Origin of the sequence: Rhizobium sp. BK491 (assembly GCF_014194925.1) — a bacterium.
Lineage (GTDB): Bacteria > Pseudomonadota > Alphaproteobacteria > Rhizobiales > Rhizobiaceae > Rhizobium.
Genome location: NZ_JACIAR010000011.1, coordinates 34,260 through 56,090, shown reverse-complemented (window position 1 = coordinate 56,090; position 21,831 = coordinate 34,260). Strand labels below are relative to the sequence as shown.

The following is a 21,831-nucleotide window of genomic DNA, read 5'->3' as shown; positions in this document are numbered from 1 at the left end:
GCTTCAGTCCTCACGAAATGCTCTGTTGAAGCTGTCGAGGAGTGGTCTGATGGCATAGAACGCCACGCTGCTTTTGCCCGTTTCGATCAATGTCTGTACGGGCATGCCCGCGACCAGTTCGACGTCGCTCATTTTCGCCAACCGCTTGTCCGTCACTCGGATCGTCGCGGCAAAGTACGGCTGGCCGCTCTGCGCGTCGGTGAGACGGTCCGCCGATACATATTCGACCCGGCCCTTCAGCAATGGAACGCGCCGCTGATTGTATGGGAGGAGGTGAACCTGCGCCTCAAGCCCCGCACGGACGAGATTGATGTCTTCCGGTCTGACATGGGCTGATACGATGAGCCGATCGCTGCGCGGCACAAGATCCACGAGCGGCTCGCCCGCGCCGATCACTCCGCCGGCGGTGTGGATGCGCAGGTTCATGATTGTTCCATCTTCGGGGGCACGGATCTCGGTCCTTGAAAGCTGGTCGTCGATCGCCCACAAGCGCTCGCGCAATTGCATTATCTGGTTTTCCGTATCGCGCATGCCCTGCGCGACTTCGCTCAGCCGGTCGCTCTCAAGCTTTGCGAGATCGGCCTGCGCCCCGCTGATCACTTGGTAGGCGCGGGAAATCTGCGCCTCCACCTGACCCTGCTGGCCGGCAAGGTCTGCTTTTTCCCGCTGAAGGTTGAGAACAGTATTCTTTCGTTCCAATCCCTTGGCGTTGAGAGCCGTAACCTGATCCAGTTCCTGCTGCGAGATTACCGCTCTATCGGTCAGTGCCGCCTTTTGCGCGCTAAGTCCGATGATTTCCTGCCGAACCTGCGCGATTTTCTCATTGGTGATACCAGCTTCTGCCTGCATGACCTCGCGGCGCGCTTCAAAGATTTTCCGTTGTCCGGTTATAATCGCGCCGACCGAAAGATCTTTGTCCATTGCTACCCTGAGATCCTGCGGAAAGACTATATCATCGGTGCCCGTTTGCTCAGCAAGCAGGCGGGCGCGGCTTCCTTCGGCGTCCCAAAGCTGGCCTTGGATACTGTCGCGCTCCGAGCGGGACTTCGTGTCGTCGAGTTCTATCAAGACTTGACCGGCCGTGACCGCGTCGCCGTTCTTGACGAGTATGCGTCGCACGATTCCGCCTTCCAGGTGCTGAATGGTCTTGCGGCTGGACTCCGGTTCTATGACGCCCGATGCAACCGCTGCACTTTTCAGCGGTGCGAGAACTGACCAGATTCCCAATCCGACTATAAATACGCCGATTAATAGGTTCCCTGTCCAGATAACGCCTCTAAGCCTCGGTATCGGCGAAGGGGGCGCGGGTCCGCGCTGTTTCGACTCGATCACCGGCGCGTAGGCTACCAGTTGCTTGGGCGCCGCAATTGATCGTTCAGCGAACCGTTGGCTAGCTCTTGATGAATTCGAAAATCTTGCCAGCGTTGCGTCCAGTCGAACAAGGGTCATGGCGTTCCTCCCTACGTTCCTGTTCGAGATGGCGGTTGAAGATAGGTTTCATAAATCCGCTCACTGTCGCCGAAGGCGGATACCGTCCCGTTGCGCATAATCGCAATCTTGTTGGTAACTGGCAGGATACCCATCCGGTGAGTTATGATAACGACGGTCATGCCCCTCGATTTCATGCGCTCGATCGCCTTGTAAAGCATGCGCTCGCCGTCATAATCCAGGCTCGAATTCGGATCGTCGAGAACGATGAGGGACGGATTTCCATAGGCGGCCCGTGCCAATCCCAGCTGTTGGCGCTGAGCGCGAAGGAGCAGGCTTCCGCCTTCGCCGATATCGGTCTCGTAGCCCTTTGGCAGCCGCATGATCGCTTCGTGCAATCCAACCAGCTTCGCGGCATCGATCGCTTTGGCAGAATCTGCTCCATCCAGCCGGCCGATCACATCCTTGATTGCTCCGCCGAAGAGTTCGATGTCCTGCGGCAGGTATCCGACGTGGTGGGTCCCTCCGCAAAGGCGTAGGGCCGAAATATCGACCCCGCCAAGAAGAGCGCAGCCGCTTGTTGCTTGCACAACGCCGGCGATGACGCGACCTAGCGTCGATTTCCCCGATCCCGACGGGCCGATGAGGGCGACGCAATCGCCGGGCGCCAGGCGCAATGTGATGCCCGTCAGTATCTGCCTGTTGGCGAATGGCTGGATATAGCCGACGTTATCGAGAACGAGGCCATTGGGTTCCGGTTGCGGTATCGTTCGGGCATCGCGTTCCGATGCAACGGCGATCAGCATTCGGTTAAGGCGATTGAAAGCATTGCGAGCAAAGGTCAGGGAGCGCCATGCACCTATCGCGCCCTCGATCGGCGCAAGCCCGCGCCCGAGCAGCAGGCTCGCAACGAAGATGATGCCGGGGCTGCTGTTGCTCGCAAGCACGAGCCATGTGGCAGATCCCATCATCAGGATCTGCGCGAGTGTCCGGATCGATTTGGAGAAACCAAGAATGATCTCCGTTCGATGCATCGCAATGTCTTGCGCCCTTCTTGCCATTTCCGCATCGCGATAGACCAGCAACGCTGCACCATACTGCATGCCCATTGCCCGGATCACCTCGATGTTTTTGAGGATGCTCGCAAATCGCATATAGCTTCTAGAAAGGGCAAGATTGGCGCGGGCGAGCGGCTGTTGCGTCGCCAATTCCGTGAGGAACGCAAACAGCAGAAGCGCCAGTGCGCTCAGAAGACCGATCGCCCCAAGCAGGGGATGAACAAGAAAGAGCAGGAGCAGGAAAACCGGTGCCCAGGGTACGTCAAAAAACAGGGAACTTGCCGGTGAATCCAGGAATTGGCGTAAGGTGGCCAAGTCCCTGTAGCATTCTGTGGCGGCTCCCGCATCGGCGCGCGCAGCATATTCGAATGATGCGGTGAGCACCATGGGCCGTAGTCTGTGATCCAGCCAGCTGCCGATGCGCGAGAGAGCTGCCCGCCGCACGATGTCCAGCATTGCGCCGACCACCACGGCGATGGCGATGATCATTGTCAGCATCAGAAGCGTGTCGGCGCTTCGGCTCGATAGAACCCTGTCATAGATCTGCAGGAGATAGACGGAAGGTGCTAAGAGGAAGAGATTGTAGCCGCAGCTATAGAGGAAAACCAACCCTAGGGCTCCGGCGCAGGCCCGCAGCGCAACAACGAGCTCTGTCTGTGGGCGCGATGGCGTTACAGAAGGCGTTGCCATTATCGATCTCGCTCCACGTGATGCTGACAAGACGAGGCTGCCGGTAGATTGCGCAGCCTATAAGGGTCGCCAGCCAAACCCGGCGACCCTTGGGCTCGTGGTTCATGAGCCAAGATGGCTGAGGTCGATATGGCCGAAGTCGTTCGTGAAATGATCGAGAGCATTGTTCACGGTCGTCGTTGAGGGATCCGTGTGAACTAGCGCTGCCGAGATGTCGCCGCCGCGGGCCATGTTGCCGTTACCGCCGTTGCCGCCGACTCCCGCGAGAATGGTGGCATGCTGATCAGCCATAAGCTGAGTATATTGCGTCGCCGTCGTACCCGCGCTTACCGCCGCCGTATCGCCGCCGCTCACGCTTCCCTGGCTCCCGTTGGAGTGAGAATCTCCCCCGGCACCTCCGGCGCCGCTATTCGTGACCGCCGCCAGGAAGCCATTCTGGGCCTGAGTAAAGCCACCAGGTCCGCCGCTACCGGCAGTCCAATCTGCCATCTGTCCGACATGGTCGCCGTTGTGCAGATCGGTAGATGCTCCTTCGACCGATTGCACGTTGGCGACATACGCAACCGGATTGTAGTCGATATTGCCATGGCTATTGCCAGCGCCGCCATTGCCAGCGCTCCCGTCGCCGGCAATCGGGTCGCTGAAATGAATCGTGTCAGATATTTGTGGAATAGGCATTGATGTTCCTCCTTCGCTTTCGTTTCGTCTGTGGGTTCTATGGCAGGCGTACTCAGTATTTCACCGCCAGCAATATAACCGCGGGTGAATATTACCTGTGGTCAAATCTGCGAACTATCTAGATATTCGGGGACACTCGTTCGGGCGCATGTTCGGAGATGACGGAGCGCAATTTGACCTCAGTGCGTCGTGATAGGCTGTAGATGAGATGGTCGTGATCAGGTCGGGGCCTGATCGACGCGCTTAATCCTTCGAAGCAAAGGCAGTTCAAGCGAACAGGCTGAATTTTAGGGGCTGAGGAGGGCCGGTTCAGAGCCGAAAACAGTTGCGAGAAAACGGCGCAAACACGTCGGGTCTCTCCTGCGAGGCGGCTGTGACGCCCGCAAATTCACATGATGAAAGGCTACATCCATGATAGCCAAATGGCTACGATACTAGCCGACTGGATGTAGACGAATTGCAGGCTCTGCTTTTCTCACGTTCAGATGCACAATGTTCGGAAATTCTGGCCGCATAAGTTGTCCACCCACCTCAATGTGGGTTAATTGTGCAATGGAGATGGTTATGACGGAAACCCGTTCCGTATTGGAAGACTTGCCCAAAACGGGCACCGATCAGAACCTCACCTCCAATTCTGCCACTGGGCATCTGGCTCTGGTCCCGACCTGGCTTCCACTGGATGTCGCTTCGGGTCCGACCTACAATTCAGCTGGCAGCGGCGGTGACGGGATAAGCGACGGTGTGATCGACAGCAACGCACTGGCCGTCTTCGTGCCCTCGAATGTGGCCATTGCGGGACCTCATTCGAGCGCAGACGCCTTCCAGGGTAACGATGCACTGATCAATCAGCATCCCACCGAAATAGCTGGGATCGGCGGGCATGGCGGAAGCGGCAATGTTGCCATCGGCGGCGGTGGGGACGTCAATCATGCCGGCACCGGTGGCAACGGCCTCTTTTTTGGTGGGCTCGTTAGCTCCGATGTTGCGGTGTTTGCCCCCGTGAACACCGCTGTGGCGGTTGGGCCTGGCGCTGAGGCTCACGCCGATCAATCGAATAACGCGCTATTCCTGCAGGGGGCAACCCAGATGGGCGGCATCGGCGGTTCCGGCGGGGACCATAATGTCGCACTCCACGACCCGGCGGTGAGCCCGGGAACTGCAGTTACATTTACCGGAGACAATTATGCGGGACATGGCGGCAACGGCGTTTTCGTCGGCAGCATGGTCGATGTGAACGTGGCCATCTTCTCCCCGATCAACATCGCGGTAGGCGCTGCAGGCGGTTCGGCCGAAGCCCATCAGACAAACAACGCAATTTTTGATCAGGGCACCATGCAGATTGCCGGCATCGGCGGCAACGGTGGTGGCTTCAACATGTCATCGGGGACGATTTTTACGGGCAACCACGAAGCCGGCGGCGGCGGATTTGGATCGTCGACCGGCAGCATGGTGGACGTCAATCTGGCCTATTTCCATCCTATCAATATTGCAGTTCCGGCCGGTGGCACTGCGGATGCCCAGCAGATCGACCATGTTCTCTACGATCAGCATGCACTTCAAGTGGCCGGCATCGGCGGCCATGGTGGCGGTGGCAACCTTATGGACACCCACTCAGCCCTCGTAGACGACATTCTGGGCTTCGGACATACCTGACATATAGTCTCCTGCTGGCATTGCGAAAGCTCAACTTCATGAAGTTGTCTTGCGTGCCATTTCTCAAACATATGCCGAATCGCATCATCCGAGTGGCCTTTGCCTCTCGGAGCGACACGGCGCGGAATGCCGGTCACCGGGATGCGGAATATTCCGGCATAACAATATTTACGCTGTTATAGATCCGGACAGTCTGCGTTTGTTGTGTCTGGCGGCGATCTGTAGGTGCGAAATTCAGTATTGCAGCGGCTTTAAATTGAAAGTCGCGCTTAAAACAAAGTTGAACGATAGATAGTTGCATCGACCCGGATTTGCTGACTTTGTTTGTATAACGTCATATATATTTCCAATACCCTCCAACGCTTCTCTGGTGCGCTTTCTGCCTATGATTTCAGCGCGACATATCGAAGCGATATATCCTCATAGATGAATATTTCATTTTATTATACATGCAAAGGTTTGATCTATCGTATTGCTTACATCCTATAATCACTATCGTGATAATAAGACTATTGATATCAATAATACCTCTTTTTGTATCGTGACATGAAACAAGAACGAGAATAACATAGATTACGGGCTGCAAATATTTCGGGGAGCAGTCAAGTGTCCAGCAGTGCTAAAGCTAAGCGTCACATCGGGCGCAATTTACCAACTATTGTCGTTATTCAACATTCCACATTGGCGCGCACGACTGTGGTGAAGCTTCTTGAGCGCGAATTCGCGGGTTGGAATTTTATCGATATGAACTCGACAGAGAGTCTTGATAGAGCTCTCGGAGCCGAGGTGCGCTTAATTGCGCTAGATTTGGCCGGCAGGGGTGTCGAGAGTATAAGCCTGCGTGACGATCTTGCGGCGATCGCCGAGCGCTTTCCTGAGGCTCCCGTCACCTTGCTCTTAGGTACAGATGATGTCGGCATAGTTCGTCAGGCGCTCAAGATGGGCATCCGGGGCTTCTTTTCGACATCACTTCCCATTGATATCGCCCTTGCCGGCCTTCGTCTCGTTCTGGCGGGAGGAACATTCTGTCCGCAGCTGCTGGGCGTTGTCGCAGATGGATCAGACGAGCATGCTCCAGCCAGAAACGAGGCGGAGAAAAGCTTGGATGAAAGGACGCAATATTGGCCGATAGCCGATTTCACTCCCCGGGAGGCGGAAGTTCTCGCGGAGTTGCAATGTGGCTGCTCAAACAAGGTTATTGCAGGAAAGCTCAACCTGTCGGGGCATACGGTGAAGATGCATCTGCAGCACATAATGCGCAAGTTGCGGGTCCAGAACCGGACTGAGGTGGTCGCTCGCCTGGTTCGAAGAGCTGAGGACGGGCAACGCGCCTCCCCAAATTAGATGATTTCGCAAATAACCACATGATCGATGCCAGAGCCTTGCGACGACCAGGATGATATGTCTGTCAACAGCACCGTCTTGGACGAGCATGGCGGCGAGGACGCCCCTGCGGAAGAATCACTGACGGATCCACCAGGAAGCACTTCAAGCGTTGCCGTTTAGCGGCACTGCGTTGCTGCGTTCAAAATTGCGCCCGTTCAGGAAAGAGCGATAAGCGTCTGCGATGCCCTCTTTTAGCCCTATCTTAGGCGACCAGCCGAGTGTGCGGAGTTTGTCGGCGCTCATGAGTTTGCGTATCGTGCCATCCGGTTTGGTCAGATCGTGAGTAATTTTACCTTCGAAACCCACAACCATGGAGACGAGATGCGCCAAGTTGAGGACGGTGATATCTTCGCCGGAGCCGACATTCACATGACTTTCGGCCGAATAGGTCTTCATGAGATGGACGCACGCGTCGGCGCAATCGTCGACGTGCAGGAATTCGCGTCGTGGATTTCCAGTGCCCCAGATGCATATTTCTTGCTGCTGATGAATCTTGGCTTCATGCGTTTTGCGTATTAGTGCCGGCATGACATGACTCGACTCGAGGTCAAAATTGTCACCCGGACCATAGAGATTGGTCGGCATGGCCGAGATGAAATCTTTGCCGTGCTGTTTGCGATAAGCTTGGCAGAGCTTCAATCCGGCAATTTTGGCGATCGCATACCATTCGTTCGTTGGTTCAAGGGGTCCGGTCAGAAGCGCCTCCTCAGCGATCGGCTGATCGGCGAATTTTGGATAGATGCAGGACGAGCCCAAAAACATAAGCTTTTCGACGTGAGTTTTATAAGCTGCATGGATGACGTTCGCTTGGAGGATCATATTGTCGTATAGAAAATCAGCCGGATAGGTAGCGTTCGCGAGAATACCGCCGACCCTCGCGGCGGCCAGGAAGATAGCGTCAGGGCGGTGTTTGCCCATCCAGGCTTCGACCTGTTCCTGCCGTCTCAGATCGACCTCGGCGCGCGTGGCCGTCAAAATCTCGCAGTCCTCAGAAGCGAGACGTCGCACGATCGCAGAGCCCACCATGCCGCGGTGGCCCGCGACATAGACCTTTTTTCCAGCAAGGCTGTAGATCACCTCAGGCATAAGCCAAGCCTTTGTTCACACCTATCGACGGAACATTTCGCGCCATTACTTTCAGGTCCTCGCGAACCATTTCCGCAACCAGCTGATCGAGACTGGTCTCATGTTTCCAGCCAAGCTTTTTATACGCTTTCGTTGGATCGCCAATCAGAAGATCAACTTCCGTCGGGCGGAAGTAAGCTGGATCGACCTCCACCACACAATGACCCGATGTCTTGTCGTATCCCTTTTCCTCAGCACCCTCGCCACGCCAAGCAATCGGCATGCCCAGTTTGGCAAAGGCCTTCTCGACAAAGGAGCGAACAGAGTGGGTTTCGCCGGTCGCCAGGACGTAGTCTTCCGGTTCATCCTGTTGCAACATCAGCCACATGCCGCGGACATATTCTCGCGCATGCCCCCAGTCACGCTTGGCATTCAAATTGCCAAGATAGAGTCGTTCCTGGAGGCCAAGATGGATAGCCGCGGCCGCCCGAGTAATTTTGCGCGTCACGAATGTCTCGCCGCGGATGGGGCTTTCGTGATTGAACAAAATGCCATTCGAGGCATGCATGCCATAGGCCTCGCGATAATTGACCACGATCCAATAGGCATAAAGTTTGGCAGCCGCGTAGGGTGAGCGAGGATAGAACGGTGTCGTCTCGCTCTGGGGAACTTCCTGAACTTTGCCGTAAAGTTCGGAGGTGGACGCCTGATAGAAGCGGGTCTTCTTGGTCAGGCCTAAGAGGCGAACCGCTTCAAGCAGCCGGAGGGTGCCTGTTCCATCCGCATTGGATGTATATTCCGGCGTCTCGAAAGAGACTTGGACATGGCTTTGTGCCGCAAGATTGTAGATCTCGTCAGGCTGGGTTTCCTGAACGATCCGGATCAGATTCGTTGAATCCGTCATGTCTCCGAAATGCAGGATAAAGCGAGGATTCTCGACGTGGGGATCCTCGTAGAGATGCTCGATACGAGTGGTGTTGAAGGAGGATGAGCGCCGCTTGATGCCGTGAACGATATAGCCCTTCTCCAGGAGCATTTCGGCCAAATACGCTCCGTCCTGACCTGTTACTCCGGAAATCAGCGCGACTCTGCCATTATTTCTCACCGCGTCATCCATAATTTTCCTCCCAAATGGAACCCGTCGGCATGACGGCTTCGAGAAGCTGACATCAAACGGAATAGGCGAGCTTCGCCTGTCAACCGAGTCCATCGTCCGGCTTGTCGCCCGACCGCCAGAAACCGGATGGGATTGCGGGCTCTTAAGGCAGGTTTGCGACGAAACCGTTCGGACGGATTGGCTCCATCCTTGCTTGTAAAGCCGGCACTTAAGATTTCTGGTCTACTCATTTTCACCTCCCAGATAAAATTATTGGTCTCGAAAGATAAATTTTCCAACATATTCAAAACTATGTTTTGAGAACATAGTATTTCATCAATGATTTTGAAAATAGTTCTGAGTCTGTAAAGTTGTATTGCGCATGCTTCTTCGGGTTAACGTTATTGATGGCAATCGGAATTTCGGAATTTCGTGAGTTTTTCAGATGCTGCAAGCCGAGTTCGACAGCGCGGCGGCTCGTTTTGCCCCATTTCACTATGACTAACGTTTGTTCTGCAAACGCTGCCAGGTGTCTCGTATCAGTCGAGGCAAGTACGGGAGCGCTGTCGAAGATAACGATTTGGCCGCGCGCGCGGGCCATCTCGATGATGTCAGCCACCGCAGCCAAACCGGCGCGGCGACGCAAACTGAGAGCGCCGGCTGGGATGAAGTCGATGCCACTTGGGTGGTGGTGGATAACCTCCTGGATTCCAGCCTGTCCGCGCAGGAATTCATTCAATCCATGCTTTAGCCCCGATTTGAAAATCGAGTCGAGGTTTCCGCGTTGGAGATCGCCATCGACAAGCAGCACTGAGCTTCCGCTGGCGGCGAGTTCGATTGCCAGCGATCTGGCGACCAGAGACTTACCTTCTCCGCTGTGAGCCGACGTTACAAGAATACTGCTCGGTAACTTTCCACCATTGGATTGTTTGAGCGAAATTACGATGGTGCGCATCGCTTCCTCAAACATCCCGCCTTGAACATGTCCTAAGAGTATGGATTGATTTTTCCGGTCTGTCCTTCTCAGGCGTGGTATGAACCCGGCGGGCAAGATACGCGCCATTCCGGTCAACTGGTCGAAGCTGCGGACAGTCTTATCCAACATCTCCACCACGAAAGCGGCCGTCACCGCGATCGAAATCGAACCTAGCAGGGCACCGATCAGATAGAAAAGCCGTCCGCGTCCCTGTGGCGCGAGCGGCACCGCAGCCGGTGACAGAACCTCTACTTCCGCTCCCGGCAGCATGGCTTGTCCCGCCAAGGTCCGGCGCTGCGCCTCGAGCTCATCTAACGCCGTTTGCTCCCTTTCGGCACTGCGCTGTAACCGCGCCAACTCAGTTTGTGCCAGGGCAGAGCGAGAACGTTGCTCGTAAGCGGCCGCTAACGCGGATCGGACTGCGCCTCCTTCACGATCAAGTGCCGTAAGTTTGGCGCGCATTGACTGGAGATATCGATCGACCGCAAGACCGAGATCCGTGCGGGACTTAAGTATCTTTGCACGCAAGTCGACCACTGCTTCGGCGTTATTGCCGTATGTCTCAAGAAGATGATCGAGATCTTGCTGTTGCGCGCGAAGGTCGCGTACCATCGCGCCAATGCTGTCGGGGATGGATATATTCTGCAGAGCAAGCGAGGCGTCGTCGGCCGCTTCGAGAGTGGAAATCGTTGCGGTTAGCTCGGCGCGGCTTTGTTCGATTTTTATCTGCCGGTCGCTCAGCTCCATCAACGACTTGATCTGGTCACCCTGCGTGTCGTCGTTTGAGGTCGCGCTCATCGTTTTCTGGTAACTGTCGGCAGCATCACGGGCTGCCTTTGCCCGAACCTGCTGTTCGGCGATTCGCTGTTGAATCCATCCCTCCGCTGCGTCCAGACGGCCACGGATACTCACCTTCCGTTCTTCGAGGTAGATGCTGAGAAGCCGGTTCGGAACCGCGGCTGCCAGTTCGGGATCACTTGAATCGAACCCGATCTCGATAACGCCGCCTTGGCCGTCGCGCCATACCCGGAGCGCTTTGTAGTACGCCGGAATTACCGGCTCCAGGTTGTTTCGTATCGGCAAAGACGTTCCTTCATTGTCGAACAGATCGCGAAATGTTTCTCTGGCCTTGCCGACAAGTGAGGTTTTCCGCAGTGTCGGATTGAATTCAGGCCGCTCCTCGAGCCGCAGCTCGCGGATAACTCTTTCTGCGGCACTTCTGGAAAGAAGCCGCTCGGTCTCAGATGTAAGGTCCAGCGGATCGTTACGGACGGGATCCTCCGCGCCGAGCGTTGTCGCCAGAGGCCTGTGAATTATCAGGCGGGATTCGGCATGATAGCTCGGTTTCAGTCCCCAAATCACCGAGATGGCAGGTGCCAATAGCAGTGTGGTGAGAGCCACGATCACGGGGGTCCTTCGGCGGATGAGGCGCAAGCATGACGTCAGGTCAAAATCGTCCGATTTGGCCCCTGCCTGGAACTGTGGCTCATAGCGCATCGACGGGAACGAGCCGCTGCGGGCCGGAGGAGGAGTTGAGATTGTCATGGTGCTCCAACCCTTTTTTTGCGTGGCGCGGAGACAGCTTCGTAGAGATTTTCCAGCGATCGCATGTATGCGTCCATACTGAAGTGCTTGAGATAGTGGGCACGGCCTTTGGAGGAGAGGTGGCTCCTGATGTCAGGATCACTGACCAGTTTTGCCAATGCTACAGCCAAAGCATCCTTGTCTCCGACAGGCACGAAGATGCCAGTTTCGCCATCGGAAATAGCTTCGTCATGGGCCCCAACACGGGTAGTGACGACGGCGAGGCCGTGGGCAAGACCCTCAATCACAGCCATCGCCATGCCCTCGGCATGCGAGGGCAAGACCAGAATATCTGCCCGTGCGCACAAGGCCCGCGCCGCGTTGGCGTCAAGCCAGCCTGGCATTTCCACTAAATCTGAAAGCGCCATATCTGCGGCCTGGCGTCTGTAGTCTTCTACAGGTCCGTCGCCAGCCAGCACGGCTCGCCACCGGAGCTCTTTCATGATCGGGTCGCTTAGCGCAAGCAGAAGCTCCTTAACACCCTTACGCTCGCTCAATCGACCGAGGAATACGATCAACGGCGTCTCGCCGACCCGAACATTGCGCATTCCGGGATCGGGAACGCAATTATGTGCGACGACTATACGGCACTCCTCCACGCCCAGCAGTGTCGTTAGTGTCATATGATCACGCTGGCCGAGCACCACGACGTAATCAGCATTTTGAAACATCCGGCGGATGAGCAATTGTTGCCGAGGCGAGCGGGCAGCAAAGTCGCTCGCATAATCGTAATCGTGCAGGTGCAAGACATGAAAGCACCGAAGAAAACGGGCGGCCTGCGTTAAGATCAGTTTTCGCGAAGTGCTGCCGCGACCCGCGACATGGATATGGTGAATGCGTGCCGGAGCAACGATCCTATCTTTCACCATCATCAAGACGGCACCCAATAGGTGCAGCGGCGACGTCGCCACGGACCATCGAGCTCCTCTGGTATCGGTAACCAGATGTTTTCCGCCTAACTCCCTTGCCGCACCGGATATATAGCCAACCAGCCTGCCGATACCGCCGCCGTTCTCGCAGCCACCCGGCACATAGTGGCGTACGGTTGCCGCATTCCGTGGTGCTGTCTGATTTCCGCTCGTGAATGCCTTCATCAACATGCCCCGACCACCTCCCGATAAACGGCGGCGGCCTTAGCTCCGACCTGTTTAGGCGAATTCGGTCCGGTCGCCCATTCGAGTGCGTTGGTCCCGAAGCGGCTTCTGAGCTCGCCGTTTTCTGCCAGTACCCTGATGGCTCTCGCAAGCTGTTCGGCATCCCGTGGGGGAACCACCAATCCCAACCTATTGGGCTGAACAGTGGCCCGCAATTCGCCGACGTCTGTGACGATAACGGGTTTGCCGAACGTCGCTGCGATGTTGAGGACACCACTTTGGGAGGCTTCCGTGTAGGGGAGAACAACGATATCGGCGTCCAGGAAAAGCTGGGCAACCTCCGCATCTTCAATAAAGCGGTTGTGAATATCATAGCGGATAGCTTCCCCCATGAGTGACTGGAAGGCCCACGCATCGTCGCCACGGCCCGCCACGGTGATGCGTAGATTGGGGAGCGAGTCCTTGAGCATCGCCTCGGCACGGATCAAATGCTCCAAGCCCTTGTAAGCAAAAATCCGGCCAAAGAGCAGGACGCGCACAGTTCCGTCTGCGCGGCGTCGCGCCAATTTCTGCTGCCGAGCGAGGTCGGCATAACGAGGAATGGCCGGATGGGACAGAACATGGACGCAATTGGCGGTTTTTTTGTATCGGTCGAGGATCATCTGCCTCAGCCCCTCGCCATGTACGACGACATGTTTTGATTGCCTCACCATACATCCGGATGCCCAGGCAGGTAGCGTCCGGGTATCGGAATCGCCAGGATGCACATCCACGTCATGCACGGTCGTGACAAGCGGTATGGGTCGCCAGAACGGAGCAGCGAAGTTCAACCAAAGGGTAGAATTGCTTAAGAGGTGGATGAGGTCGGGCCGTTCGCGCCGGATGAGACGTGTGAGCTGGTGAAGGAACCATGGATTAGAGAGCGAGCGGTGCCTTGGCCAGTCCATAAGGTGCAGATCGACAGCCGGATCAAGCCAGGAGGCAAGGCGCGCATAGCGCCTGCGCGGAACCGCCAGGACGACTTGCGCATGTCCCGCAACGCCGTTGGCGAAGGAGATGGTGTAGTCTTCCAGTTCGGAAACCAGCAACAGCGCTTTCATTTCGCGGGCTCCGATACGCCGGCGTCTCGATCGAGCCGAGGGAGGTTGTAAGCTGTGCGCAACGCATCGCGCACCCGCCTAAGCAAATTTGGTTCTCCTGCAAAGAAAAGTCCTTCGACTGCAATTTTGAACCGAGTGCGCCAATCAACGCCGCCCAGCTTCGCTGACGCGATCCGGTAAGGATAATGATCAGCCAGATGAAGCCTCTCTGCTAACCCCCGGCTTGCAAGAAAGATGTTTGTCGCCTCAACGACCGCAAGCCAGTGAGCCATTCGCTTTCGCAGCATGGCGGCATCATCGATCGGCCGATACCATGTATTGTTGTGAATACGGTAGAATCCAAGAGGACTGGGCAAAGCAGCAACGTCCCCTAGGAACGGATAGATGCCCACAAGCCACGCGTCGGCAGATATGCGGAACTGTTTGGGAATATCCCCTGCAGCATCCCACGCGCTGCGTCGCACAGCGATTGCAGACGTCATCGGGAAGGGCCACCAGCCAGCCGACTGAGTGAGCCGTGGCGATAAATCTCCCGAACACAAGGTTCGAGGGATTGGCTTGAGGACCGGCGAGCCATCGGTCAGCGCTGGCTGAAGTCGGTGATAGACGAGTGATGCCTGAGGATTCATATGGAAAGCCGCCGACGTCGCGGACAGCTTGTCCGGCGCCCACCAGTCGTCTGCATCCAAAAAACTGAGGATGTCGCCACTGCTTAGTTGTACTGCGGCATTGATCGCGGCGGCCTGCCCCTGATTTTCCTGAAAGAGCACTTTAATGCGGTCGCCGTAGGCGGCCAGAATGGAGCACGATTCGTCGCTTGACCCGTCGTCTACGACGATTATCTCGATGTCCGGCGCCTGTTGTGCCAAGACGCTGTCAATCGCACGGCCAACGAAGCGAGCGTAATTATAATTATTGATAAGCACGCTGATGGCCGGTCGCTTCATGACACCTCTCACGCGGGTCGCTGCGCAACGCGTTGGTGCGGCAGAGTTGCGAACTTTCGCGCGTTTGGCAGCGCGAGATATTGCGGAGAAAATAGATGCGGCCCGGCGTCATTCCCTGCAACCACGCCTTCGGCCGGAGCTGGCGAGATCAGCGCCGCTAATGCTGCAACGAGTGACGTTCTTGTCGTATAACGTAAAGAACGAGGACCAGCACCGTCACGCAAAACCATAAGAGTCCCAACCATTCTATACCTCAACTGCGGATTGTCAGTCGCGCCAGAACTATTGCCTTGTTTGACCGGAAGCTGCGGCTCAGCGCCGCGCTTTCGTGGTTAGCGCCCATCATCAAGCTACTGATGAATGATCACGGGTAACATCTGCTCTTATTGGCAAGCCGGTCGACCCGGCTATTCACCCTTTGGGGAATAGGTCGACTGAGAGCTCAAACGCACCACCGTCTTTTGATGGAGGGCATAAGCGTTAGAATTACCCCAACCTTCATTTGCGTTAGTTGACTGCGGAGGTGGCCGGATGATTGTTCTTTGGTGATTAGCGCAGCTATGAGACGGAACCCATGTCTTTCCAAATTGCCGCGATCAACACTCACTTGGTTGTCCAAGCCAGCTGGGACCGACGATGAGGCCGAATGCGCCCGAAGTTGCGAGTAGGCTGGCCTTCGGTTGGCGAGCCATAGAATGTTGGGGCGCCGCCATGTCTCTTTTTCTTCAGACCGGTGCGCTTTTTCCGCTTATGTTGGCCGATGCCGCCGGCGACCTCAACGATTCGGCCAAATCCATATTGCGTCTCCTCTGCCTGCCCGTATATGCATATACCCTATTGATGCTGATGCGGAACTTTCCGCAATTTCGGATTGCACTAAGGCAGAATCTTTTTGTCCCTCTGATGGTTGCCTTGCCGTTTGTGTCTGTCTTCTGGTCCGTCGGCCCGTCGACGACCTTGCGGCGTGCCGTCGCACTCCTGTTTACAATGCTTCTGGCCTATGTGCTGGCGATACGTTTCACTCCGAGGCAGTTGCTTCTACTCGCATTCGCAACGTTTGGAACGTGCATCGTCCTTAGCCTGGCCGTCTTTGCAGCGTCACCGCACCTGGCACGCATGCCCGATGGGGCGATACGGGGTATCTTCATTCACAAGAATAATCTCGGTTGGTATGCTAGTATAACGATACTTGCGGCGACCGCCGTACTGATGGACGGTGCTCTAAGCTTGCGGCGAACTGCTTTGGCTCTGTTGATCGCAGGCGTGGTGTGTCTCGTAGGCTCAGGGTCTGTGACCGCGATAATTGTGACGGCATCGTCATACTGTTTGATCGGCTTCTACTCCATCTTACCACGAATCCGCGGCGTCAGCCGTATCGTCTTTGTTCTGATTTCTGTTCAGATAGCAGCCGGTCTCCTGATTTCGTTGCATGAATTCCTTGTGCCGCTCCTGGAAGCTCTTGGCAAGGATTCTACTTTGACGGGCCGCCTGCCGCTATGGGAGCTGGTTGATGGTCAGATAGGTGATCATCTGCTGCTTGGTTTCGGCTATCAGGCATTTTGGACTGAATCGAATCCCGAAGCATGGGTTATCTGGGGAAAGCTCCAATGGATGGCTCCCCACGCTCATAATGGATTCCGCGATACCATGTTGAACTTCGGAATAACCGGAATGGCTTTGTTCGTCCTGATGCTTTTCCACGCGGTGCATCAAGGCGCGGCTCTTCATTGTCACGATCGGAAATATGGTTGGCTGTGGTTAAACGTCTTCACGGTCGCAATTTTGGTGATGAATCTGACCGAGAGCACGTTCTTTCTTCAGAACGACGCCATTTTCGTTCTATTTGCCACGGCGATCATTATGTTCTCGCTATATGCGCCCGTCGTCTCGAGCAATCCGGCTTCAGTGCGTCAGCCGTCCGCAGGCTGTATAATAGTGGAGTAGCAAATCTTATGAGGTTGCGCTTCACTCCGATCCTGGGCATTTTGCTTGCGACGCCGCTTCTACCGTCGGATGCGCTGGCATGGTCGAGTTCGGACGCTGATGCACCCGACCGGCTGCAAACGGCAATCAGCGAAGCGACTTGTGCGGAAGCTGCGCCAGCGAGCTTATCGGCCAAGCTGCAGGGGACTTCCCTGAGCGATTTATTGGCCAGCGCACCCGCGGCCCGGACCATACTCTACGTTTCTCCAGATGGCAAAGACACTTGGAGCGGCCTCCTTCCCAAAGCAAATTCTCAACGCTCCGATGGTCCTTTTGCCACAATTGAGAGGGCGCGCGATGCCGCGCGCGCGAAGGGGGGCCAAAGCACGATCGCGATGGGCAATGGAGATTACTATCTCACTCAATCGATCGTCTTTGACTCTCGTGATTCCGGCCTGATCATTACTTCGAGATGCAACCAGACGCCGGTCCTGCACGGCGGCCCGCTTGTGGGGCATTGGGTGTTGCAGGCCGACGGTCGTTGGACGGCATCCCTGAAATTATCTCCAGATAAGGCGGTGGGCGACCTTTTCGTAGATGGGGTCCTCCAGACGCAAGCTCGTTTTCCCAATGCTCCCCTTGATGGAGATCCGCGGAAAGGGTGGCTGTTTGCGGCCAAGTGTGGAACAGATAGCAATGCCTGGCAAGGCAATACGCGTTTTTGCTTTCACAGAGGCGACTTACCGGCGTTAAGCGATGAAAAAGGGCTTGTCGCGAACATCGTGGGTGGCTTTCGCCCCGGAAGCCAGTGGGGTAGCGACACGCTCCCAGTGATCTCAATCGACACCGCAACCCAGACCATTCATACCAAGGGCACCGCTTATTTCTTCACTGAGGAAGGCAGTCGCTATTTTTTAACCGGCGCGGCGGCCTTCCTCGATGCCCCCGGCGAATGGTGGTACGACAGCCGTGGCGGAAAGTTCGACTACATTCCTACGGACCGATTTTTACCCAGTTCCAAGGTCGTCGCCGGCCTTCTGCCTACGTTCTTCAGGCTGAATGGAGCCGATGGAATGGCTGTGTCAGGCCTTCACTTTCGTGATGGAGCCCCGCAGGGTAGCGGCAAGTTCGAGACCGACACCAGAGGGTTTGGCGCCATACGGCTCGAACATGCCGATCGCGTCAAGCTGCTCGGCAACGTGATCGAAAACGTCGGCGTTGGAATCCACGTGGCCGAAAGCAAGGATGTTCTGATCGCGGGCAATGCGATCGGAAATGTGGCCGGTAACGGGATTTACCTTGGCACGGCCTATGGTACCTTCGGCAAATCCGATCGTGCCAGGATCCTGTCGAACCATATCCATGATATCGGAAGGGTTTATTTTGAAACTGCGGGGATATGGTTCCAGGCGGCAGACGATATCAGGATAGCTCACAACTTGATCGAACACGCCGCGCAGTTCGGTATAGCCGGTGGTTCCCTGTGGGGGCCTCAGGACGCTGTGCATGACGCGATCATCGAATATAACGTGATCCGCAACGCCAATCAGCAAACGGCGGATGGTGGGGCCATCAAGATGATGGGCGAGCAGTCCGATCCCCTGAACAGCAGTATCCGCTACAATTTGGTCACCGGCACAGACCAGCTTATGAACAGGGCCGATGGTACATTCTGGCCACCCCGATATGAAAATATCGATGAATGGCCGTCTCCTATCAGTTGGGCTATCTACACCGACGGGAAGGCCAGTGGGGTACGCATCGAGGGCAATACTCTCTCCGACAACGTATCGGCGATTGGCATCAATGGCGGCTGGAGCAACTTGGTGATAGGAAACATCATTCGAGGTGGATCCGGCGCAGCCTTTCGCGTTGACGACGGCACCGGGATAGGATGGCATCCCCCTTGGGCAGATCCAAATCGGATCGAGGACAATATCGTATCCGTCGAAAGTGGCAACGGGCTTGCCGCTTATGTTTATGCGCCCGACCACAAGCCGGGCTCGGTACGATTCGCACGCAATCGCTACAGCGGTAATCTAAACGACAAAAGCTTCCGAATACATCCCAGGATCCTGCCATCCGGGGAGTTTGGCAGCCTAGGCGATCTTCAGAAAGCTGGCGTGGACTCCGGCAGCGTCCTGTCGGGTTCGCAATAAAGGCGTTTCCCGGCACGAGCGGCTTTCCTGCCGGAGACAGGGGTTCCAGCTGTGTCGATTTAGTAAACTCTACTGCCATTTCATGCGCGTTGCCGGTGAGTGAATTTATTGGCGCGGCTCGACGCGCGATTGTTCAACGCCGCCAAGCGACTTTGGTTGTCGACCATCCTTGCGAATGTGGCGACCGGGTCTCTAACCTTCCCTCAATCCGCATCCGCAAAGGGGAGAGAAAGTTCAGCAAAAATGGCTACACCTTCGCGCACAAGTACCTCGTCGCATACGACTTCAAAGCCTATTAGGCCCAAAACTCATCAAGCACTGCTTCGACAAGTTCAATACTTCCGTCGCGTCGCGACCCGTCACCACATATGCCATCAACTTCCTAGGGCTCATCCATCTATCCGCCGTCTTCGTCTGGATTTGATGAACGGTCGATGCAGCTCAGAACTGCTCAGAATTATTTGCGCGAAAGCAACTATCTTGTGCAGCGCTGCGAGCGTCACACCATTCTTTTAGTGTTGAGGTCATCCAAAAGAGCAAGGCGGTCGACCAAGATGTATGTGCCTTACTTCAAATATCGTAGTTCATGTCAGCGCCGAATTACAAATAGGCAGTCTTTTTACGTCCAATAGCTGCGATGGTAACTATGGAGGCAATCGGCCTAGCGTCATATCCTTGCGTCAGTTCAGGTCGTGAAAGCATAAGCCATGAGAATGCAAACGTCGGACAGCGGGCAAACTTCAGCTCCCAATTCAATGGGCTCATTTGAATGGACTAATGTCCTCGGTGTTCGCATTTCGGCGGTCAATCTTAAAAGCGCGACCAGACTCATTCAAAAGGCGGTTGCAGAGGGAAAGAAAGAATATGTGTGCGTTCGCGACGCACACGGCGTCGTCCGCTGTCAAACGGACCCCGAGCTTCGGTCTATTCATAATCGGGCGTTCCTAGTGACACCTGACGGCATGCCGCTGGTATGGGCATTGAAGCATGCTGGCCATTCGGAAAGCGGCAGGGTTTACGGACCTGATCTGATGCTATCTGTTTTTGAGGCCGGCAGAGCCAACGGCCTACGCCACTTCATCTATGGTGCAACTACGAAGACGCTTGAGCAGCTGCAGGCGCGACTCCTTCTAAGATTTCCGGAGGCGCTGATAGTCGGCTCCTATGCGCCGCCTTTTCGCGAACTGTCTAAGCAAGAGGAAGGCGATATCGTTGACCGGATCAATCGATCGGGCGCCGATATCATCTGGGTGGGACTCGGCAGCCCCAAGCAGGAACTCTGGATGGCGCGCATGCGCGAGCGCCTGGATGCTTCGATGCTCATCGGCGTCGGAGCTGCCTTCGATTTCCACGCAGGTCTCAAGCGGCAAGCTCCGAGGATAATCCAAAGAAGTGGTTTTGAATGGGCGTTCCGCCTTCTATGCGAGCCGCGGCGGCTGTGGCTGCGTTATGCGGTCGTCGTGCCTACCTTCATCTCACTGACTATAGTCCAGAGACTGGGGCTTCGGACGTTTCCGATCGCTGATGAGGTTGGTGGATCGAGCGCGTCGAGACAACGAATGTAGGGGAGTAAAACCATCATGTCCTCATTTGCGTCGCCGGCGTCTGTCCGACCCGTAACAAACCCCGCAAAGGTCGCCGAATCCCGTAAGCAGAGCCGGCTTGCTACGTCGTCACTTTTGGTCGCTGGCGATGTCGCGAGCTATCTCATCGCTTATTTTCTTCTTCTGCCGTTTCTTCCGAACGGTTCCGAGAACGCGGTTCTGGAGCGTGTTTTCGCTTTCGCAGCCTTGGCGGCGATCATTCTCTATGCATCGGACGCTCTCTATCCTGGATATCGGCTTCATGACCACGAGCATCTGCGCCGCCGCACGATAGCTTCCGTGAAAGTGGCTGTCTTTGCGGCGCTCGGGGCGATCCTCCTGCCAGAAGGATCGCGATTGCTGATTGGCGTCCTTGGCTTTGTTGGCCTCGGGCTGATTGTTCAACCTGTCCTGCATTGGGTCGTACGAGACCTGTGCCGGAGGCTTGGAATCTGGGGAGAACGGGCGGTAATCATAGGGAACCGCAATCGTATGCCCGCTCTCATGGCGCATTTCACCGACCATTGGCAGTATGGCATCAGGCCGGAATTCTATTCACCCGACGCTTTGGAAATATCACTCGAGGACGGGCCATCCATTGCCCTGATTGCGGGGGACACGGGCTCCCTTGCTGCCGAGTTGGCGACGATGCGTCGAAAGTTCGCCGAAGTCATTTTGCTGTCCGACACGCCGAGGCTCAAGGTAAGCGGTTTGCGACCTGCGGATATCGGCGGAGAGATCGGCGTTCGCCTCATCAGCGGGGGGAGTTGGGTCAACTCGGATCTGGTTCGCCGGATCCTCGATCTCGCAATTGCCATCCCCGCAATGATAGTGGCCGCGCCATTCGTAGCGTTTGCAGCGGTCGCAATCTATGCCATCGATCCAGGTCCCGTCTTCTTTCGACATACCAGGGAAGGGCGGTCCGGCAAGCCGGTGCGCGTACTGAAATTGAGGACAATGTATCAAGATGCGGAGCAGCGTCTTGAAGCCTTATTCCGGGACAACCCTGCCATGCGAGCCGAGTGGTTGAGCCACTTCAAGCTCCAGGATGACCCGCGCATCCTTCCGGTTATAGGTCATTTGCTGCGCTCTTGGAGCATCGATGAGCTCCCGCAGTTGGTGAACATCGTTGCGGGTCAGATGGCCATCGTCGGACCCCGCCCGTTTCCGGACTACCACCTTCGGGCCATGGACGGCGAATTTCGAGACAAGCGGCGCTCCGTCATGCCGGGGCTCACAGGCCTTTGGCAAATATCCGAACGAAGCAACGCGGACATCGAACTGCAGCAGCAACTCGACGAATACTACATCGACAACCGGTCCCCATGGTTGGACTGCCAAATTCTTCTCAGCACAATCCCTGCGGTCTTTAAAGGCAGGGGAGCCTACTGACCATCCTCGCAATCTGCGA

15 protein-coding genes are annotated in these 21,831 nt (G+C 56.0%); 6 read left to right on the top strand and 9 right to left on the bottom strand.

Features of this window, described 5'->3' with window-relative positions; genetic code table 11:
• Positions 1-3: 3 nt before the first annotated feature.
• The 3 genes from FHX05_RS27320 to FHX05_RS27310 all read right to left on the bottom strand — a co-directional run bounded on the left by FHX05_RS27320 (position 4) and on the right by FHX05_RS27310 (position 3,854).
• A complete protein-coding gene (locus tag FHX05_RS27320; RefSeq protein ID WP_183875797.1) occupies positions 4-1,449 on the bottom strand; it encodes an HlyD family type I secretion periplasmic adaptor subunit in 1,446 nt (481 codons plus the stop codon).
• Positions 1,450-1,460: 11 nt separating this feature from the next.
• Positions 1,461-3,176: a type I secretion system permease/ATPase gene (locus FHX05_RS27315; RefSeq protein WP_112611280.1), complete on the bottom strand. Its 1,716-nt coding sequence runs from the start codon at positions 3,174-3,176 to the stop codon at positions 1,461-1,463.
• Positions 3,177-3,278: 102 nt separating this feature from the next.
• Positions 3,279-3,854 carry a PE-PGRS family protein gene (locus tag FHX05_RS27310; RefSeq protein WP_112611278.1) on the bottom strand — a complete coding sequence of 192 codons (576 nt, stop codon included), beginning with the start codon at positions 3,852-3,854 and terminating at the stop codon, positions 3,279-3,281.
• Between the two features lie 564 nt (positions 3,855-4,418).
• Here FHX05_RS27310 and FHX05_RS27305 point away from each other — a divergent pair.
• The gene (locus FHX05_RS27305; RefSeq protein ID WP_112611276.1) at positions 4,419-5,507 is read left to right on the top strand and encodes a hypothetical protein; all 1,089 of its coding nucleotides are present in this window, start codon (positions 4,419-4,421) and stop codon (positions 5,505-5,507) included.
• A 606-nt stretch (positions 5,508-6,113) separates the two neighbouring features.
• A complete protein-coding gene (locus FHX05_RS27300) occupies positions 6,114-6,851 on the top strand; it encodes a response regulator transcription factor (protein WP_183875795.1) in 738 nt (245 codons plus the stop codon).
• A 144-nt stretch (positions 6,852-6,995) separates the two neighbouring features.
• On the opposite strand, the gene FHX05_RS27295 is transcribed toward FHX05_RS27300, so the two are convergent.
• From FHX05_RS27295 to FHX05_RS27270, 6 genes are all read right to left on the bottom strand, one after another.
• Positions 6,996-7,979: a GDP-L-fucose synthase gene (locus FHX05_RS27295; RefSeq protein WP_183875793.1), complete on the bottom strand. Its 984-nt coding sequence runs from the start codon at positions 7,977-7,979 to the stop codon at positions 6,996-6,998.
• Positions 7,972-9,075, bottom strand: a complete 1,104-nt coding sequence (gene gmd / locus FHX05_RS27290; protein ID WP_112611270.1) for a GDP-mannose 4,6-dehydratase — start codon at positions 9,073-9,075, stop codon at positions 7,972-7,974. The genes FHX05_RS27295 and gmd overlap by 8 nt, the downstream gene beginning before the upstream one ends.
• A gap of 289 nt (positions 9,076-9,364) precedes the next feature.
• A complete protein-coding gene (locus FHX05_RS27285) occupies positions 9,365-11,575 on the bottom strand; it encodes a polysaccharide biosynthesis tyrosine autokinase (RefSeq protein WP_183875791.1) in 2,211 nt (736 codons plus the stop codon).
• Positions 11,572-12,714: a glycosyltransferase family 4 protein gene (locus FHX05_RS27280; protein ID WP_183875789.1), complete on the bottom strand. Its 1,143-nt coding sequence runs from the start codon at positions 12,712-12,714 to the stop codon at positions 11,572-11,574. The genes FHX05_RS27285 and FHX05_RS27280 overlap by 4 nt, the downstream gene beginning before the upstream one ends.
• Positions 12,708-13,808 (bottom strand): glycosyltransferase family 4 protein, encoded by a 1,101-nt coding sequence (locus tag FHX05_RS27275; RefSeq protein ID WP_183716233.1) that lies wholly within the window; start codon positions 13,806-13,808, stop codon positions 12,708-12,710. Before FHX05_RS27275 ends, FHX05_RS27280 begins: the two co-directional genes overlap by 7 nt.
• Entirely contained in the window at positions 13,805-14,755 is a 951-nt protein-coding gene (locus FHX05_RS27270; protein ID WP_183875787.1) for a glycosyltransferase, read from the bottom strand. The genes FHX05_RS27275 and FHX05_RS27270 overlap by 4 nt, the downstream gene beginning before the upstream one ends.
• A 636-nt stretch (positions 14,756-15,391) precedes the next feature.
• On the opposite strand from FHX05_RS27270, the gene FHX05_RS27265 reads away from it, so the two are divergent.
• The 4 genes from FHX05_RS27265 (at position 15,392) to FHX05_RS27250 (ending at position 21,812) form a co-directional block, all read left to right on the top strand.
• Positions 15,392-16,699: an O-antigen ligase family protein gene (locus FHX05_RS27265; RefSeq protein ID WP_183875785.1), complete on the top strand. Its 1,308-nt coding sequence runs from the start codon at positions 15,392-15,394 to the stop codon at positions 16,697-16,699.
• 8 nt (positions 16,700-16,707) lie between these two features.
• The gene (locus FHX05_RS27260; RefSeq protein ID WP_183875783.1) at positions 16,708-18,837 is read left to right on the top strand and encodes a right-handed parallel beta-helix repeat-containing protein; all 2,130 of its coding nucleotides are present in this window, start codon (positions 16,708-16,710) and stop codon (positions 18,835-18,837) included.
• A gap of 707 nt (positions 18,838-19,544) precedes the next feature.
• A complete protein-coding gene (locus tag FHX05_RS27255; RefSeq protein WP_183875781.1) occupies positions 19,545-20,402 on the top strand; it encodes a WecB/TagA/CpsF family glycosyltransferase in 858 nt (285 codons plus the stop codon).
• Positions 20,403-20,417: 15 nt separating this feature from the next.
• Positions 20,418-21,812 carry a sugar transferase gene (locus FHX05_RS27250; RefSeq protein ID WP_112611252.1) on the top strand — a complete coding sequence of 465 codons (1,395 nt, stop codon included), beginning with the start codon at positions 20,418-20,420 and terminating at the stop codon, positions 21,810-21,812.
• Positions 21,813-21,831: the final 19 nt, after the last annotated feature.